At 69.7% G+C, this 16,778-nt stretch carries 17 protein-coding genes; 7 read left to right on the top strand and 10 right to left on the bottom strand.

All coding sequences use genetic code 11. The features are described 5' to 3' along the window. Positions 1-153 precede the first annotated feature (153 nt). On the bottom strand, positions 154-525 hold the full coding sequence (locus ACW9TB_RS02210) for a hypothetical protein (RefSeq protein WP_472746198.1): 372 nt from the start codon (positions 523-525) through the stop codon (positions 154-156). A 594-nt stretch (positions 526-1,119) separates the two neighbouring features. Further along, positions 1,120-1,779: a class I SAM-dependent methyltransferase gene (locus ACW9TB_RS02205; protein ID WP_472746197.1), complete on the bottom strand. Its 660-nt coding sequence runs from the start codon at positions 1,777-1,779 to the stop codon at positions 1,120-1,122. 550 nt (positions 1,780-2,329) lie between these two features. Between ACW9TB_RS02205 and ACW9TB_RS02200 the strand changes: the two genes are divergently transcribed. Beyond that, positions 2,330-2,749, top strand: a complete 420-nt coding sequence (locus ACW9TB_RS02200; RefSeq protein ID WP_472746196.1) for a PASTA domain-containing protein — start codon at positions 2,330-2,332, stop codon at positions 2,747-2,749. 192 nt (positions 2,750-2,941) lie between these two features. Continuing rightward, positions 2,942-3,511 carry a hypothetical protein gene (locus tag ACW9TB_RS02195; RefSeq protein ID WP_472746195.1) on the top strand — a complete coding sequence of 190 codons (570 nt, stop codon included), beginning with the start codon at positions 2,942-2,944 and terminating at the stop codon, positions 3,509-3,511. Positions 3,512-3,715: 204 nt separating this feature from the next. Here the strand turns inward: ACW9TB_RS02195 and ACW9TB_RS02190 are convergent, their stop codons facing one another. The 4 genes from ACW9TB_RS02190 to ACW9TB_RS02175 all read right to left on the bottom strand — a co-directional run bounded on the left by ACW9TB_RS02190 (position 3,716) and on the right by ACW9TB_RS02175 (position 7,485). Beyond that, the gene (locus tag ACW9TB_RS02190; RefSeq protein WP_472746194.1) at positions 3,716-4,939 is read right to left on the bottom strand and encodes an ABC transporter permease; all 1,224 of its coding nucleotides are present in this window, start codon (positions 4,937-4,939) and stop codon (positions 3,716-3,718) included. Next, positions 4,939-5,721 carry an ABC transporter ATP-binding protein gene (locus ACW9TB_RS02185; RefSeq protein ID WP_472746193.1) on the bottom strand — a complete coding sequence of 261 codons (783 nt, stop codon included), beginning with the start codon at positions 5,719-5,721 and terminating at the stop codon, positions 4,939-4,941. Before ACW9TB_RS02185 ends, ACW9TB_RS02190 begins: the two co-directional genes overlap by 1 nt. After that, a complete protein-coding gene (locus ACW9TB_RS02180; protein ID WP_472746192.1) occupies positions 5,718-6,854 on the bottom strand; it encodes an efflux RND transporter periplasmic adaptor subunit in 1,137 nt (378 codons plus the stop codon). The genes ACW9TB_RS02185 and ACW9TB_RS02180 overlap by 4 nt, the downstream gene beginning before the upstream one ends. A 106-nt stretch (positions 6,855-6,960) precedes the next feature. After that, positions 6,961-7,485: a hypothetical protein gene (locus ACW9TB_RS02175; protein WP_472746191.1), complete on the bottom strand. Its 525-nt coding sequence runs from the start codon at positions 7,483-7,485 to the stop codon at positions 6,961-6,963. Positions 7,486-7,671: 186 nt separating this feature from the next. Here ACW9TB_RS02175 and ACW9TB_RS02170 point away from each other — a divergent pair, with 186 nt between their 5' ends. Together ACW9TB_RS02170 and ACW9TB_RS02165 are read left to right on the top strand one after the other, a co-directional pair. Next, positions 7,672-8,328 carry a response regulator transcription factor gene (locus ACW9TB_RS02170; RefSeq protein WP_472746190.1) on the top strand — a complete coding sequence of 219 codons (657 nt, stop codon included), beginning with the start codon at positions 7,672-7,674 and terminating at the stop codon, positions 8,326-8,328. Next, positions 8,325-9,530, top strand: coding sequence for a sensor histidine kinase (locus ACW9TB_RS02165; RefSeq protein WP_472746189.1), 1,206 nt, complete (start codon positions 8,325-8,327; stop codon positions 9,528-9,530). Before ACW9TB_RS02170 ends, ACW9TB_RS02165 begins: the two co-directional genes overlap by 4 nt. Before the next feature lie 61 nt (positions 9,531-9,591). Here ACW9TB_RS02165 and ACW9TB_RS02160 read toward each other — a convergent pair whose 3' ends face one another. The 4 genes from ACW9TB_RS02160 to ACW9TB_RS02145 all read right to left on the bottom strand — a co-directional run bounded on the left by ACW9TB_RS02160 (position 9,592) and on the right by ACW9TB_RS02145 (position 14,126). Beyond that, positions 9,592-10,221, bottom strand: coding sequence for a hemerythrin domain-containing protein (locus ACW9TB_RS02160; RefSeq protein ID WP_472746525.1), 630 nt, complete (start codon positions 10,219-10,221; stop codon positions 9,592-9,594). A gap of 310 nt (positions 10,222-10,531) precedes the next feature. Further along, entirely contained in the window at positions 10,532-10,729 is a 198-nt protein-coding gene (locus ACW9TB_RS02155) for a hypothetical protein (protein WP_472746188.1), read from the bottom strand. A 1,393-nt stretch (positions 10,730-12,122) separates the two neighbouring features. After that, positions 12,123-12,548, bottom strand: coding sequence for a hypothetical protein (locus tag ACW9TB_RS02150; RefSeq protein WP_472746187.1), 426 nt, complete (start codon positions 12,546-12,548; stop codon positions 12,123-12,125). A gap of 321 nt (positions 12,549-12,869) precedes the next feature. Beyond that, complete coding sequence (locus ACW9TB_RS02145; protein ID WP_472746186.1) at positions 12,870-14,126, bottom strand: esterase-like activity of phytase family protein; 1,257 nt, start codon at positions 14,124-14,126, stop codon at positions 12,870-12,872. A gap of 184 nt (positions 14,127-14,310) precedes the next feature. On the opposite strand from ACW9TB_RS02145, the gene ACW9TB_RS02140 reads away from it, so the two are divergent. From ACW9TB_RS02140 to ACW9TB_RS02130, 3 genes are read left to right on the top strand one after another with little or no spacing between them, the layout of a single operon-like run. After that, on the top strand, positions 14,311-14,787 hold the full coding sequence (locus ACW9TB_RS02140) for a SigE family RNA polymerase sigma factor (protein ID WP_472746185.1): 477 nt from the start codon (positions 14,311-14,313) through the stop codon (positions 14,785-14,787). After that, the gene (locus ACW9TB_RS02135) at positions 14,787-16,244 is read left to right on the top strand and encodes a hypothetical protein (protein WP_472746184.1); all 1,458 of its coding nucleotides are present in this window, start codon (positions 14,787-14,789) and stop codon (positions 16,242-16,244) included. The genes ACW9TB_RS02140 and ACW9TB_RS02135 overlap by 1 nt, the downstream gene beginning before the upstream one ends. A 10-nt stretch (positions 16,245-16,254) precedes the next feature. Continuing rightward, positions 16,255-16,719 (top strand): MaoC family dehydratase, encoded by a 465-nt coding sequence (locus tag ACW9TB_RS02130; RefSeq protein WP_472746183.1) that lies wholly within the window; start codon positions 16,255-16,257, stop codon positions 16,717-16,719. The last annotated feature ends 59 nt before the right edge of the window (positions 16,720-16,778 follow it).

The following is a 16,778-nucleotide window of genomic DNA, read 5'->3' as shown; positions in this document are numbered from 1 at the left end:
CGTACGGGCACGGGCGGCGCCTGGGTCACATACAGGTCACGCGCGGCGGCGTAGGTATCCCGCAGGGAGCTGATGATTTGGCTGACCTGCGGCGGTGGCGGATCATCCGCTGACTCGGCAGGGAGGAAGGGGGGAGGAGGGGCCATATCCGGGTTAGGCGGGCCGCTGGTGAACGGTCATATCCCGGCCGGCGGCGTAGATGTCGCGACCGGCGAGCATTTGCTGGGTTACCGACCCTTGCGGTGCGTGCTTTTCCGCCCATCCGGTCAGTTCGGCCGCGAACCGCGGGTCACGCCGGGCATGCCAGGCCAGCGCCGCCGCCAGATCCTTGATCCTGCCGTCATCCTCGGGCTGCTCCTGCGCCTGCTCCAGCGCATCCACAGACCGCGCATCCGCCCCGAATACCGAACGGATCCGCGCACGAATGGTTTCCACCAGCGTCAGTGCTGCCTTTTCTCCCAGACCGGTCACCGCGCCGGTCCCTGCGATCAGCGCCACCGCCGCCGCGATCTCACCCACATCCATCAACGACACTCCCTCGCGTTGCTGGCCCCAGGGGTAGGAGAACCACAGGGGGCTGTCACTACTGGACAGGATCAGGCGACACTCCGCAACCGATTGGACGCCCCAAGAGCGATACCGGTTCACCGACAGGCGTTGCCAAACAGGTGGGACGAGGCAGACCGGAGGATCAGGCCAAGGAGAGCGAAGTTCTCAGGTCGTGCCATTCGCGTGCCAGTGAGGCCGGGGAGCCAGGGGAGATCACGGGGACTCACGGACAGGGCAACACCAGATCTGTCGCTACGCGCTACGGACTCGCCTACTCATGGCAAGGTCGCGAGCTACTCCTACCGGCTGAACCGCGGCTTCCGGGCCAAGGGGCCCGGTGCTCGTAACACCTTCGCCGCCAGGTCGAGGGTGTCTTGACCGCTGCGCCGGTCCCTCATGAAGGAGTCGACGATGCCGGGCGTCGTCGCCCTTCCTGAGCGAGCGCTTCGAGGACCATGGCTCCCAGCCCCGGCCCGCGGGCTGGAGAGCCGTGATGCGGACGATGAGCCAGGGGATCGCGGGCTGACCTCGACGCTGTGCTCGCCCGTGGGGACGGCTCTGGGGAATCGTTCAGTCCATGCCGCTTGTGGTGGGGTCGCGGCGCATCAGCAGGTGGCCTCGGCGGAATCGTTCATCCTCCAGGGGCTCGCGCAACATCCGCGCCACCTCGACGAATCCTTCCTCGCGGGCCAGGGTGGCCAGGTCGTCGATCGGCCACCGGTAGGCCGGTGTGACCTTGTGGTCGAACCGCAGCAACGGGCCGCCCTCGGCCTCGAAGAAGCCGAGCAGGAGGTGACCACCCGGGGCCAGCACCCGGCGGAACTCGGCGAAGTACGGTGGCAGCTCCGCTGGTGGGACGTGGATGACGGAGTACCAGGAGAGCAGGCCGCCCAGCTCGCCGTCGGCCACGTCGAAGGCGTCCATCGAACCGAGCTCGAAACGCAGGTCGGGATAGTCCCTGCGGGCGATGCCGATCAGTGCGGGAGACAGGTCGACGCCGAAGGCGTCCAGCCCGAGGCTACGCAGGTGTGCCGTCATGTACCCGGGACCGCATCCGGCCTCGGCGACGGGCCGGGGTCCGGCGGCCCGTACGAGTTCGGCGAACGCGGCGAGTATCGCGCGATCCAATGGCAGGCGGTCGAGCGAGTTTCTGGCGAGGTCGGCGTAGAGGTCGGCGACGGCGTCGTAGGCGTGCGCCGTCGCGGTCAGATAAGAGGGGGATTCGGCCACGGCGGACGACTGTAGTGCATAGGTCATCGTCAACGGCCACGGCGGCAACACGTGCTGAGCGATGTCGTTCAGAAGGCCGGCGCTCAGGGGTGCCGCATGGCGTTGTTCCCCTTGGGTGAGGACTGGGCCGCCGCCTGGCTCACGAGTTCCGCGTATGAGGACATGCGCGCCGGGGAACTGGAGGCACCTTCCTCCTGCTCCACGCCTTCTCTGAGGTGAGCCCCTACGGAGTGGACGAGACGGACGGTGGCTCGGAGCCGCCCTGGCGAGAAGCGCCGTCCGGGTGCGAAAAACATGTTGACCAGCGGAAACCCGTGAGTTTCTTTCGGGTGTCCCCTTGGGAACACCCGTCATGGAACAGCTACCTGCGCCCCTGTCCCATCCGGGACACGTCGCGTTCCATCGGTGTGGAACCGGTGTCCGCGTGGTGCCATGGACATGACGGTGCCTCCACCGGAGGACCGGCACTCCGCTGTCGCGGGTTTCCCGGAGCCCTGTGCACCGGTCACCGTCCGTACCTGCCCGTCCGCCACAGCACAGGAGCGCTCGTATGAGAATCACCAGCTCGATCGTCGTCGCCGTGTTCGTCGCCGCTCTCGCCGGGTGCGGGACGGGGGAGGGCGCCGCGGCACCCGTCGTGACGGTCACCGCGCCCGCCGTGACCGTCACCGCGCCGGCACCCGTGGAGAAGGGGCCCGAGCCGACCGAGCAGGAACCTGTTCCCACCGAGAAGGAAGAGCCGGGGGAGAAGAAGGCCCTGCCGGACGTCGTCGGGATGAACCTGCAGGAAGGGCAGGACACCATGCAGGCCGCCGGGTTCTACATCCTGAACGACAAGGACGCCACCGGGCAGAACCGCTTCCAGGTGTCCGACCGCAACTGGGTGGTGACCAGGCAGACTCCGGCGGCGGGGCAGAGGGTGACGGCCGACACGCTGATCACCCTGTACGCGAAGAAGATCGGCGAGTGAGCGACAGCCGACCTCGACCGCCCGGCCATGACGCGTACGTCACCGGGGAGCGTTCTGAGGGCTGACGCCGGAGACGCGGCGCGTCTTCGATGAAAGGACTCTCATGTCGGCCTCAGGGTCGCCTCACCGCCGGTCGTGATGCTTCGTGTTGGGCCGGGTAACCGCTCGGGCCGGAGCTGACGGAGGAACGACATGAGCAGGATCAGAATGGCACTGGCCGGAGCCGTCCTCGGTACCGCCGTCGGAGCGGTGGTCGTCGCCACCCCGGCGGCGGCCGAGGAGCGCGCCTGCCGCGGCACCCTCGGCGCGGTGACCCTCGACAACGTACGCGTGCCGCAGGGTGCCACCTGCACGCTCAGGGGAACCCGGGTCAAGGGCACCCTCAAGGTCGAGAGGAACGCGACCCTCGTCGCCCGCGGAGTGCACGTCGGCGGCAACGTCCAGGCCGAGGGAGCCGCCGGTGTCTCGGTCGTCGGCGGGTCGGTCGTCGTCGGCAGTGTCCAGGTGAAGCAGGGCGGCGCGGCCACCGTCGAGTCGTCGCGGATCAACGCCGACATCCAGTACGACGCCAACAGCCGCTACCTCAGGGCGAACGGCAACCGGGTCGGCGGCAGCGTCCAGGTGGTCGGCAACCGAGGTGGCGCGCAGATCAGCCGGAACACGATCAAGGGCAACCTCCAGTGCAAGGAGAACCGACCGGCGCCGACCGGGAAGGCCAACGCCGTCGGAGGCAACAGGGAAGACCAGTGCCGGGGCTTCTAGCCACCACGCACCGATGAGGCGACGGGCTGATCGGCGAAGGTCGGGCGGGTCCGTCATGGCCCGTTCGATCACGCACCGATGAGGCGACGGGCTGATCATCGAAGGTCGGACGGGTCCGTTCGATCTCAGGAGTCCTTTCGGTGAGCGGTGTGTCGTCCTGAACGCGTACGTCGGTGGTCTCCCCATGACGGGGACGGGCGCGTTCTACGGGGTGGCGAGTGCCTCCGTCGGGGAGAGCCGGGAGGCGCGGACGGCGGGGTAGAGGCCGGCGAGGGCGCCGATGACCAGGGTCGTCGCGAGGCCGCCGATCGTCGCCCAGGTGGGGAGCACGACCGGCCAGCCCTGGTAGAGCGCGTATCCGGCGGTGACGCCGGTGCCGAGGAAGATCCCGCCCGCCCCGCCCAGGGCCGAGAGCAGCAGCGACTCCGCGAGGAACTGCGTGCGGATCTGCCCGCGTGTCGCGCCGAGCGAGCGGCGCAGGCCGATCTCGGGGCGCCGCTCCAGCACCGAGATGACCATGGTGTTGGCCACCCCGACGCCGCCGACGAGCAGCGCGACCGCGCCGACCCCGAGGAGGAGCCCGGTGAACGCCTGGCTGGTGGCCTGCTTGGCGGCGAGCGCGTCGGACGGGCGCGAGACCTCGACCTCGTTGGGCGCCTGCGGGTTCGCCGTACCGGCCAGGACCGAGCGGACGGTCTCCAGCCTCGACTCGTCGGAGCGGGTGTAGAGGGTCGTGGGGTGCCCGTCGAAGTCGAGTGCCGTCTCCGCGACCGGCCAGCCGACCAGCGCCGCGTCGTCCAGCTCGGTGGCGAGCGGTATCGGGGCGAGGATCCCGACGACGGTGAACCGTACGCCTCCGACGACCACCTGGGCGTCGGGGGCCGCCGCGCCCACCCCGAGCCGTTCCGCCGCCCGTGATCCGAGCACCACGGCCGGGTAGCGTTCGGTGGCCCCGTTGAGCCAGGTGCCGCTGCGTACCGTCGCGCCCACCGTGGACAGGAGGTCGAGGCGGGCGGCGTGGGTGGAGATCCCCCCGGTCTGCGCCTCGGAGATCTCCTCGGACCGGTAGACCTTGGCGTCGCCGACGCGCCCGGCCGCGGAGACGGACTCCACGGGGCCGATCCGCTCGATCATCGCCTCGGCGTCCACCGGCATCCTGGCCGTCTCGCCCAGCAGCGTCCGGCCGGACGAGACGGTGAGCAGGTTCGTGCCCAGTGCCGAGAGCGTACGGTCGAGTTCGGCCCCCGACGAGGACGAGATGCCGACCACGCCGACCATCGCGGCGATGCCGATGGCCACTCCGAGCGCGGACAGGAACGCCCGCAGCGGGCGGGTACGCAGGCCGACCGCGCCGACCCGCATCACGTCGCGCGCCCGCATCCTGGCCGGGACCAGTTTCGGCGGGTCCGCCCGGTCGATCACGGCCATCACGTCACCCCGGATCCGGCACGCCACGGTGACCCGGCCGCCGGGGTCACCGACGTCGGGGAGGGTGGGGAGAGCGGGGAGCCTGAGCCGGTCGCCTGATCCGAGCCGATCACCAGCTTTGAGACGGAGTCGGAGACGATCCGGCCGTCGCGCATCCGTACCTGCCGGGGCAGGCTCGCGGCGATCTCCCGGTCGTGCGTGATGATCACGATGGTGGTGCCCGAGGCGTTCAGATCGCGCAGCAGCTCCATCACCCCGGCTCCTGAGACGGAGTCCAGGGCGCCGGTCGGCTCGTCGGCGAGGAGCAGCGGGGGGTCCCCGGCCACGGCTCGGGCGATGGCGACGCGCTGCCGCTCACCGCCGGACAGCTCGTGCGGCTCGTGGTCGAGGCGATGGCCGAGCCCGACCCGTTCCAGCGCGGCCGACGCCCGGTGCCGTCGTTCGGACAGGCTGAGGCCGGTGTAGAGGAGACCGTCGGCCACGTTGTCCAGCGCCGGGACACCGGTGGCGAGGTGGAAGTGCTGGAAGACGAAGCCGATCCGTGTCGCCCGCAACGCCGAGAGCCCGCCGTCCGACAGTTTCGAGACGTCGTACCCGTCGATGCGCACGGTTCCCGAGGAGGGGCGGTCGAGTGTGCCGACGACGTTGAGCATGGTCGACTTGCCCGAGCCGGAGGGGCCCGCGATGGCGACGAGCTCGCCACGCCCGATCTCCAGGGAGACCGAGGCCAGCGCGGTGACCCCGCCGGGATAGATCCTGGTCACATCCGACAACGAGATCATTTCGGCATCCCGACGGTCATGCCCTCGGTGAGGCCGTCCCCGGAGATCTCGACCCGGCCGCCGGAGAACAGGCCCGTTCTCACCGTGAGGTAGCGGGACCCGGTGCCCTCGACGACCTCGACGCCGAATCCGCCCTCCCGCAGCGCCACGAGCGCGGAGACCGGTACGGTCAGCACGTCCTCGCGCCTGGACGCCGTGAAGGTCACGTCCACCGCGGCCCGGTCGAGGCCGGTCGCCGCCTTCTGGCGGCCGAGGGAGACGAGCGCCTCAAGTCTCGTCTCCGGGTCCGCGTCCGGGCCCTCTCCGGGTTCGATGATCGTGGCGACCTCGGTGACCTTGCCGGTCACGCTTTTGCCGTCGGGCATGGTGACCGACACCTTGGACCCCTTCTTCGCCATCCGCCGGTCTTCCGCCCCCAGCTGGACGGTGACCACCTTGGTGGTGCCGGTGTAGGTCAGCACCTTCTGACCGGGGGCGACGGGCTGGCCCGCCTCGGCCTCCAGGCTGTCCACCCGGACCCTGCCGTTGGCGAAGACGACCCGGCCGAGCTCGACGACGCCGGTCTCCTCCAGGCCCCGGTCGTCCTGCCATCGCGCCACCGCCTCGGCGGTGGCGCCGGTGTACTCGTCGTCCACGGTGAAGCCGGTGTAGCCCAGCTCGCGGAGGTTGCGCTCCAGGCGCCTGACGTCCGGCCCCTCGGTGCCGACGCGCAGGTCGCGATAGGCCGGTGTCGAGCCGTACATCAGCACCACCGGTTTGTTGTCTACCCTGTAGAGCGGTTTGCCGCGAGTGATCCGGGCGTCGCTGTCCGGGAGCCAGGTGACCGTGCCGGGCTGACGGCTCACCGCGGTGGTGGCCGGGCCGTAACCGAGCTCGCCGTCGGCGTCCCGCGTGTCGGTGAGCGTCTGCCGCTTCACCTGGCTGGTCGCCGGAGGCAGGACGCCCGCCGTTTTGTCCGTTCCGGTGCCACCCGGGCCGACCATGCCGCTCGTGGTCGCGGCGGCCGTTCCGAGGACGACGACCGCGACGACCAGTCCGGCGATCTTCTTGCCACGGCCGAGGCCGCGCCGCCGCCGCGAGGGGGAAGAGGACGCGTCCGGATCCGTCCCGTCGCCAAGGGGGGCCGCACCCATCAGGAGCCTCCCCGACGGTGATCGCGTTCCAGGGGGGACGTGGTCGTGTGCGTCAGGAGTCCCCTACGAGGATGAGCGCGTCTCGGGAGAAGCGTGGCCGCGCGCATCAGGAGCCTCCCTGGCCCGCCTCGGGCAGGAACTGCTTCGCGCACTTCTCCTGCGCCGCCTGGAAGTCCGGGTCCTCGCCGACGGCCCCGGTCACCCGCAGGTTGCCCCCCTCGGGGTCCGGGAAGTCCTCCACGCCGTTGTCCCGCATGCACTGCGCGAACTTGCGTACCGATTCGGCCCTTCGCGGGTCCGCCCCGCCCGGTCCGTTCCCGCCCATCGGGGAGAACTCCTTGCAGGCCGCCGTGGCCTTGTCCACCGTCTCCTTGCCGACGCTCTTGTCGATCCGGATGGTGACGCCCTTGCCGGGCTCGGGGTCCGCCATGTCGACGCCGTTCTCCCGCATGCACTGCGCGAACTTGAGACCCTTCTCGTGCTGGCCCAGGCTCGGCGCGGCGCTGCTCGCGGCGGGCTTACCGCCACCACCGCCGCCCGCGGACGCCACGTCCCCGCCGTCCCCGCCGTTGCCGGACGTACCGCACCCCGTCAGGACCAGGGCGAGCGCCAGCGCGCCAAGAACTCTCATGGTCTTCTCCTCCTCCGGCGGCCGGTTTCTCACCGGCCGTTCGAGAGGTGATGCAACAGGCGAGCGCGTTTCGGTCGCGTTTCCGTCGGCGCTAACGGCGAGCAAACACCCCGTACGTCACCATCACCTCGTCCGTACGCGACGGGATCGCCTCGTCCGTACACGACGAGGGGGCGTGAGAACGCGATGCGAGTACTGGTGGTGGAGGACGAGCACATGCTGGCCGACGCGATAGCCGAGTGGTTGCGCGGCGAGACGCACGCGGTGGACACCGCCCACGACGGCGAGGCGGCGCTGGAACGCATCGCGGTCAACGACTACGACGTGGTCGTTCTCGACCGCGACCTGCCCCTCGTGCACGGTGACGACGTCTGCAGGGAACTGGTCGCGTCGGAGTCGACCGCGCGGGTGCTGATGCTCACCGCCGCCGCGGAGATCGGTGACCGGGTGGACGGACTGTCCCTGGGGGCCGACGACTACCTGGCCAAGCCGTTCGCCTTCGCCGAACTCGCCGCCCGTGTCCTGGCACTGGGACGGCGCTCGCGTCCGGCCGTGCCGCCGGTGCTGCGGCGGGCCGGGATCACCCTCGACCCCGCGCGCCGGGAGGTGTTCAGGAACGGGCGGTACGTGCCGCTGTCGAAGAAGGAGTTCGCCGTCCTGACCGAACTGCTGCGCGCCGAGGGGGCGCTCGTCTCCGCAGAACGGCTGCTGGAGAAGGCGTGGGACGAGCACGCCGACCCGTTCACCGGCGTGGTGCGCCTCACCATCCTCAAACTCCGGCGCAAGCTCGGGGAGCCGCCCGTCGTCGAGACGATGCCGGGCGAGGGGTACCGGATCGCATGATCACCGACAGGTTGCCGCGCCTCATGCTGAGGACCCGGCTCACCCTCGTGTACGGCGCCCTGTTCCTCGCCGCGGGCCTGACGCTGCTCGGCGTCACCTACCTGCTGTTCAACCAGCAGCTGTCGGAGTCCTTCGCCAGAAGGTACGAGGCACCCGAGGGGCGCAGGAACGAACTTTTCCTCATCCACACGAACGGCCAGGTGTTCACGGGCCCCGAGGCGATCAAGTGGATGCAGCTGCAGGAGGAGGATCTGCGTAGTGCCGCGACCACCTCGCTGCTCACCCAGGGGGCGGTCGCGCTGGCCGTGGTCGGTGCCGTCGCCGCGGGCCTCGGGTGGGTGGTCGCGGGGCGGGTGCTCGCCCCGCTGCACCGGGTGACCGACACGGCGCGGCGGATCGCGGCCGCCACGGTCGCCGACCACGGCCTGCACGCGCGGATCGCCCTGCGCGGGACGCAGGACGAGGTGAAGGAGCTCGCCGACGCCTTCGACACCATGGTCGAGCGGCTCGACCACTCCTTCGACGGTCAACGCCGGTTCGTCGCCAACGCCTCGCACGAGCTTCGCACGCCGCTGACGCTCAACCGGGCGCTGGTCGAGCTGGCCATGCACCGCAGGGCGGCGTCGTCCGACGTCAAGCAGCTCGGCGAGAGCCTGCTGGAGATCAACACCCGGCACGAGCAGCTCATCTCGGGACTGCTGCTGCTGGCCCGCGCCGAGCACGAGATCGCCGACCGGTCACCGGTGGACATGGCCGACGTGGTCTCCCACGTGATCGCGCAGACCGCCCAGCTGGCGGAGGACGCGAAGATCACCGTGCACGAGGCGGCGGGCCCCGCGCCCACCAGCGGGGACGCGCTCCTGCTCGAACGCCTGGTGCACAATCTGGTCGAGAACGGGATCCGGCACAACATCGGCGACGGCACCGGCTGGGTGCGGGTCGTCAGCCGTACCGTGCCCGACGGACGCGTCGAGGTGGAGGTCAGCAACACCGGGCCCGCCGTACCGCCCTACGACATCCCGGAACTCTTCAAACCCTTCCGCCGCCTGGGCGCCGACCGCCTGGTCACGGCGAAGAGCGCGGGACTGGGCCTGTCCATCGTCCGTTCCGTGGCACGGGCCCACGGCGGCGACGTCACGGCCCGCCCGCGCGGAGGCGGCGGCCTGGTCATGACGGCCGTCCTTCCCCGCGCCAGGGAGTGAGGCAGGAGCCCCCTGAGCCGGGGCGGGGGTTCGCCGGGTGCCGGGGGGGACCCGGCCGGGTTCACGCCGGTAGGGGGCCTCGGAGGTTTCGCACCTGCTTGGCGTACTGGCGACGGCCGACGGTTCTCCACAGCAGCCGGGCGACGGCCGGTAGCTTGCCGAGGAAGAACCGGTGCTCCTCCGGGGTGGCCTCCTCCAGGATCGCGCCTATCGAGAGCAGCAGTTTCTCCTTGGCGATCTGTCCCACCGCGCGTGCGCCGACGGCCTCCCACTCCGCGACCGACATGTGCTCGGCGATGAGCGCGAGCACGTACCGCTCCTCGTCGTCCAGATGCTCGACCAGGGCGGCGCGGTGCTCCTCCATCGCGATCGCGAGTTTCTCGCCGGTCCCCTTCGAGGCCGTGAGCCGCCACTCGGGCAGTATCTCGGCGATCAGGGTCAGGGTCTCGTCGATCCGCCGGTGCTGGTCCTCCATCCGCACCACCATGTCGGCCTCCAGCCGGACCCTCGGCAGCAGCAGCGGCCACACCAGCTCGTCCTCGGCGGCGTGGTGGTGGTGCAGGCCCTCGGCGTAGTCGAGGTAGTGCTCGGCGATCTCGGCCGCGCGAGCCGTGTCGCCCTCGGGCACCGCCCGGACGAACCTCGGCATCAAACCGGACTCTCGCCGGAAGACGCGGTGGACTATCACCATCTCGTGGGTGTACGGGCGGTCTGTGGCATTCATCGTGAGCATCTCTCGTCCGGTGCCGGGGTTGGCGGACACAGTCTGCGAGAGCCACCTTGGGGCCGACTTGTCATGTTCTTGGAGACGATGACGCCCGGCCGCCGGTACGGCCACCGCGTGATCTTCGTTTTCCGTAGGATCACGCGGTGGCCGCGCCTGCTACGTCCGTGCCGTCACCCGGGTTTGTGACGGCACGATCCGGGGCCGTACGGATTTCGCGAGGTCGTGCCCGTACCGAAGCGGCTCGCGTCCTGTTCCGTGCGGGTTTCCCCGCGGGTTACACGCATCCGGCGGTTTCTGATGCGCTGAGAAAGCCGACGGTGCTGAAGTCACCGGGCAGGCAGAGAGGCCCGGCGAGGTCGACAGGGGCCAGTTGGATGTCGACGGGGGCCACCTGAATGCCGACAGGAACCACCGGGATGCCGACGGCGGTGACGGCGCACACGGGTTGAAGCGCGATCACGGGAGTGGCCATCGCGCATTCCACGGGCTTGGACGGCTTCGCGAGCGTTGTCGCCCCCACAGGTCCCGCGGGTCCAGCCGGGCCTGCGGGTCCCGCTGGGCCTGCAGGTCCAGCCGGGCCCGCCGGTCCTGCGGGTCCCGTCGGTCCAGCGGGTCCAGCCAATCCGTCCGCGCCGGGAGCTCCGGGGGTTCCGGGAGCTCCGGGGGTTCCGGGAGCTCCGGCCAGTCCGTCCGCTCCCGCGGGTCCCGAGGGTCCCCCGGGTCCGGGAGGTCCTGCCTGTCCGGGAGGTCCCGCTGGCCCGGGGGGTCCCGCCGGTCCAGGAGGTCCTGCCGGTCCGGGAGGTCCGGGGGGTCCCGCAGGTCCGGGAGGCCCAGCGGGTCCCGCGAGGTCGGGCGCGGCGGCATTGGTGGAGCTGGTGGCCGTGGGAGGGAGGGGGCGCCTGACCGGCACGGGGATGGCGATCACCCTGCCGTCGTCGTCATCGTCGTCCAGGTCTCGCGGCCGGTCCCGGTCCCGGTCGTCCCTGCCGCACCCGTTCCCGCGACCGCCTGGGGAACAGTCGCAGTTACGGGCTCCTCTCGGGCACCGGCAGGGCCGGCACGGGCGAAGAATGGGCTTCTCACCAAGGTGTGCGGAACGAGCACGGCCTTTACCGCCGGTGCCTCCGGTGTCCCCGTTGTCGCTGTGGGGTGCGAAATCGAGAAGGTTCGTCTCTCCGGTGGCGTTCGCCGGTGCCTGATTCGACGACATCACGAGAATGCCGGCCATCGCCGCGACGGCCAGAGCGCCGGCGCGCTTACCGGAAAGGGCTGGCGCCCATCTGCTATTACGAGGAAGCACGTTATTTCCCCATATCATTGCTAATTCCGAAACAATTCGGATCTGTCGCACGGTCACGGAAGTGACGGCGGACAGGAGATACCCGAGGCTTATGCGGATAACGCACGGCCATAGTTCAGGAAGAGCAAATAAACAGTGTTGTGAAGGAAAACCTACACCTCATCTATGATTTAGTCACATTTATAATGATTGCTCGTTCATAGTGTTCAATGGCTGATTTCAGGATGGCCGTCGGGCGAGGGGACGGCCCGGACCCACCCGCTCGTTCCGCTGCAAAGATCCGCGTACGGACTCCCGCGTACGGACTCCCGCGTACGGACTCCCGCGTACGGACTCCCGCGTACGGACTCCCGCGTACGGACCCCCGCGTACGAACCCCCGCGTACGGGCTCCCGGCAGGCGACGGGAACGGGGAGCGAGGAACCCGCGGTGTGCCGTACCGGTGGGCGCCGGTACGGCACGCGCGTTCGGCGGCATCCGATGGCCGCCCGGCCGCCTTCCTCGCCGTGCCGTACCGGTCACCCCGGTCCCCGCTGCGGCGGGACGCGGGAAGTGGACCGCGGGCCTACTTCTCGCGGACGATGATCTCCGGGAACGACGGGTCCTCCTGGAGCTCCCTCATCATCCTTTCCGAGCGGGAAAGGCGTTCGCGCCCGGCGGGCTCCGCGTTGTCGCCCCTGCGCCCGCGGTAGCGGTCGTTGGGACGGTCCTGGTGGTGCTGCGACCTTCCGCGCCACCTGTCGGAGGGCCTCGTCTCGCGTCCGCGGTGCTGGTCGCGGGAGGGGTCGGGGCGGCGAGAGGACTGGCCGCCGGGAGTGCTGTCGGCATTCGGCTGTGAGATCGAGCCGAGCGTCTGGGCCTGCCCGATGGTGGCGTTGGCCGGTACCTGGTTCGACGTCATGAGGATGCCGGCGACTGCCGCGATGGCGAGGACGCCCACCTGCCTGCCGGAGTTCGGCCCCGATGTCCGTCCGCTCTTTCGAGGAAGCACGATATTTCCCCATCTCGTTTCTGGTTCCGAAAACATCTGATATCCCTCACTGCCCCATAAGTGGCAGCAGCTAGGAGATACCCCTCGGACTGTGAGATAGCGTATTGAAACGGTTGGGGCAGAGCAAATAAATAACACCGTGAATGCTGATAGGAGTTTATCTATTGCTATTTACGATTTTGTCATAGTTGTTCGTACGGTAGCGGAAACAGGGCCGCCCGCGATATCACGGCGGGCCCTCCCGAAAAGCAGGAGCCCTCCCTCCCCGGAGGCGGCCCGGGAAGGAAGGGCCGGGAACGGGGAGGGAGGGCTCGCGAACCGCTACAGGTAGACGCGGATGTCGGCCTGGAGCGGACGCGACAGGCGCACGGTGATGAACTCGTTGTTGTCGGGCTTGCCCGGCGTACGGCCCGCGGAGGACGGGAAGTTGTTGTCGTCCAGCACGCCCAGGGTCCGGTCGTCGAGGATCACGACGTCCTCGATGGTCTGGAACGGGAAGCGGAAGGTCTCCCCGAACCCGCCCAGGCCGCGCGGGTTGGCCAGGTCGAGCAGGTCGGCGACCAGGGTCTTGCGCAGGTCCGCGTGGCGGGTGTCCACCATGTAGATGCGCTTGGTCTTGGCCGCGTCGCCCTGGAGGTTGTCGCGCTCGATGACGAGGAACCGGTACCGGTCAACCGCGATCATGTCGCCGATCGCGTTGTCGGGGCTCTCCAGCGTGTAGGTCCAGCGCTTGCCGGTGTAGGACCGCTTGCGCAGGTCGAACTCGTTCATCCGCAGCGTCCCGGCGGCGTCGCCGGTCACGGTGCCTTCGAGCAGCGGGTACAGCGTGCGGCCGTCGACCGAGCGCGCCATGCCCTCGAAGCCCTTGCTCCGCCCCAGGTTCGGCTGCTCGCCGTTGAGGGAGGGGTTCTCCGGGGCCTTCACGCCGGGCAGCGGGATCGGGGCCTCAAGCAGCCTGCCCGAGGGGGAGAAGTGCAGCAGGAACGGGCCGAACTCGTCACCGATCCAGTAGGTGCCGTCGAGGGTCCGCACGATCGACTCCACGTCGAAGTCGGCGCCGGTCAGCTTCCGGTCCGGCCGGGTCAGCGGCCAGGTGACGCGCCTGTCGGGGTCGCTCAGGTTGAACCCGCCCAGCACCTTCACCTTCTCGCGACGGAAGTCGGGCTTCACCCGGTGCACCCGCAGCAGGAAGTCGGCGCTGTTGTCCTTGGCGCCGAAGCCGTTGTCGGACAGTACGTCGAAGGTGCCGTCGTGCCGCCGCACGATGCCGCTGAAGCCCTGCACCGGCTGCCCGGCGAACGGCGGGGTCACCCCGTTGATGGGAGTCGTGCCGAGCTTGGAGCCCGACGGCTCACTGCCGGGGACGAAGGTCAGCGCGGGCAGGGATGCGAACCCGGTCAGCGTGGCGCGCCCGAATCCGGAGTGACCGGAACCCGGGTGACCCGTCCGCTGCGAGTCCGCCTGCTGGGTCCCGGCGTTGTCGGCGGCGGGAAGGCCGGAGCCGGGCTGCCCGGGGTCGGCCACCGCCGGTGCGGACACCGCCAGTGCCAGCACGGCCGCGCCAATGGTGATCGTCATGCGTCGTCTCATGGCGGCACGCTAGGGAACCCGCGTGAACAGCCGGTGTTGCGTCGCGGGCCGTACAGCGAAAACAAGATGCGGACCGTACGAAAAGCCGACAGAAGCCAACCGGAAAGCGGTACGCCGGAGATCCAATGAAAAGGGATGCAACAGAATGTGTCCCTGAGACGTCCCTGGATGCGTGGAGTTCACCGATTTCGTCGCCGCGCGGGGCAGGGCGCTGTACCGGTACGGCTACGTACTCACCGGGAACGCCGAGGACGCCGCCGACCTGACACAGGAGGCCCTCATGCGTCTGGGGGACGCGTGGCCGAGGGTCAGGAAGAGGGAGGATCCGGAGGGGTACGTCCGTACGACCATGGCCCGCCTGCACGTCAGCGTCTGGCGGCGGCTGCGCAGGGAACGGCTGGTCGCGGCGGTACCCGAGGCCGCCTACGTCGACGATCGGCTCGGGAACGACGCCGGTCTGTGGAACGAGCTGAAGCTCCTGCCGCCCAAGCAGCGGGCGGTACTGGTCCTGCGCTACTACGAGGACCTCTCCGACCAGGAGATCGCCGATCTCCTCGGTGTCTCACGGGGCACGGTGCGCAGCCAGGCGGCCCGTGCGCTGGACAAGCTCAGGATCAGGGCGACCGCTCTTGAGGGGGAGCGAGTGTGATGAACCACAGAGACCATCACGGGGACCACGGAGACCACGGAGACCACGGGGATTTCAGGGACTCCAGGGACTTCAGGGACGAGGAGGCGCTGGTCCGTACGCTGACCAGGGCGGCGCGGTCCGCGCCCGAACCGGTCGAGGACCTGGTGGTGACGATCGGCAGGCAGCGCAGACGGCGCAGGCGGGTGCGGGCGCAGTCGGCGCTCGCGGTCGCCGGAGTGGTCGCGGTGATCGGCGGCATGGCGGTGGCCAGGGACACCCTCTCCAGCAGGGGCGGAGAGGGCGTGAGCGTGACCCGGACGGCACCCTCGTCGAGGGACGGAGAGCCCGGGGGCACGCTCCAGGACGGAGCGGGGGAGGAGGGAGGGGCCGGGCGGATCGAGGTCCGGCCCGCCGAGGAGGTCTGGCCCATGGCGGTCTCCACGATTCCCGCCCGGAGCGCGGACGGCTGGAGATACCGCCCGGTCACCGGGCTGAGCGCCACGGAACTCCTGCTCTCGGCCGAGCCGTCGTTCGAGAAAACGGGCCGTCTGGAGGTGTACGACACGGTCCGCCGGAGCGGCACCGTTCTCACGAGCATGCCCGTCACGGGGGTGAAGGGCTATTTCGTGCAGAACTTCGAGGTGGGGTCCGACTACATCGCCTGGTGGGGGAAGACTCCCAACAACTCCGACGAGTGGGCCGACTTCTGGGTCGTTCCCCGCTCCGGCGGCGTCGCGAAACAGGTCGGCGAGGTCACGGGGGACCTGTCGAAGGTGACGCGGATCGCCGTCACCTCGGACTCCCTCCTGTGGTCGGTGAGCGGAGGGGGGATCTACCGCATGCCGGTGGGCGGCGGGCGCCCGGAGAGGCTCCGGAACACCGACGGACTCCACCTGCTGACCTGGCCGCTCGCCGTCGGCTTCGAGGGCGGGACGAGTAACCAGGACAGGACGGTCAACTTGGAGACGGGCCGGACCACCGAGGTGAACATCCCGGAAGGGGGGAGCGACTTCCGGTGCGGCCCCGTCTGGTGTTTCGGGATGCGGGGGGACAAGGCGGTGGTCCAGCGGCCGGACGGTTCCGACCGCGAACTCCTGCCGGGGCTCATCGCCGGGAGAGGAGTCGTCGACAGGTTCGGGATGATGGGGGTCTCCTCCGGCGAGGAGCCGGACGGGTACGTTCCCCTGCTGACGGTGTACGACCCGGTCACCGGCCTCGCCGCCGGGATATCGCGGAGCCGCGGGGGAGGCGGGAGCTACGGGAAGGGGATCTCCTCCTCGCCCAGCTCGATCTTCTACTGGGACGGTGGCAAGGGGACCACCGAGGAGTGCGAGACGGTCGACGCCCGCGACCTTCCCCGCCCGTCGGGCGCACCCGTCCCCACCGGGAAGGCGACGGCGTGCACGACGAAGGAGGTGGGCGGCGGTGAGGAGTTCACGGTCGTTAACCTTCTCGCCGTACCCTCAACGAAATAAAGTTCCGGACATGAGGATTTTCGCCAACATCATCGAGTTCAAGTCCGCCGTCGGGGAGCACCTCGGCTACACCGAGTGGCGCGAGGTCACCCAGGAGCAGGTCAACCTGTTCGCCGACGCGACCGACGACCACCAGTGGATCCACGTGGACGTGGAGCGGGCGAAGCGGGGGCCGTTCGGCGCCACCATCGCCCACGGACACCTGAGCCTGTCGCTGCTGCCCTCCCTGATGTCCGAGCTGTTCCAGGTGGGCAACGTGGCCATGGGCATCAACTACGGGCTCAACAAGGTCCGCTTCCCCGCGCCGATCCCGGTCGGCGCGCGGATCCGCGCCGGAGCCGAGTTCGTCGACCTCAAGGGCACTCCCGCGGGCTACCTGGCGAACGTACGCATGACCGTGGAGGTCGAGGGCGGCAAGCGACCGGCCTGCATCGCGGAAACCCTCTCCCTGTACGTCCCGGCGGAGGACTCCTGACCTAGCACGTCCCGGCAGTTGCCCCCTGACCGCGCGCCTTCTCCCGTTCACCTTCCGAC

It is taken from the genome of Streptosporangium sp. H13245, from assembly GCF_055690525.1.
The sequence above is the reverse complement of the archived record's forward strand: the minus strand, read 5'-3'. Positions and strand labels throughout refer to the sequence as shown.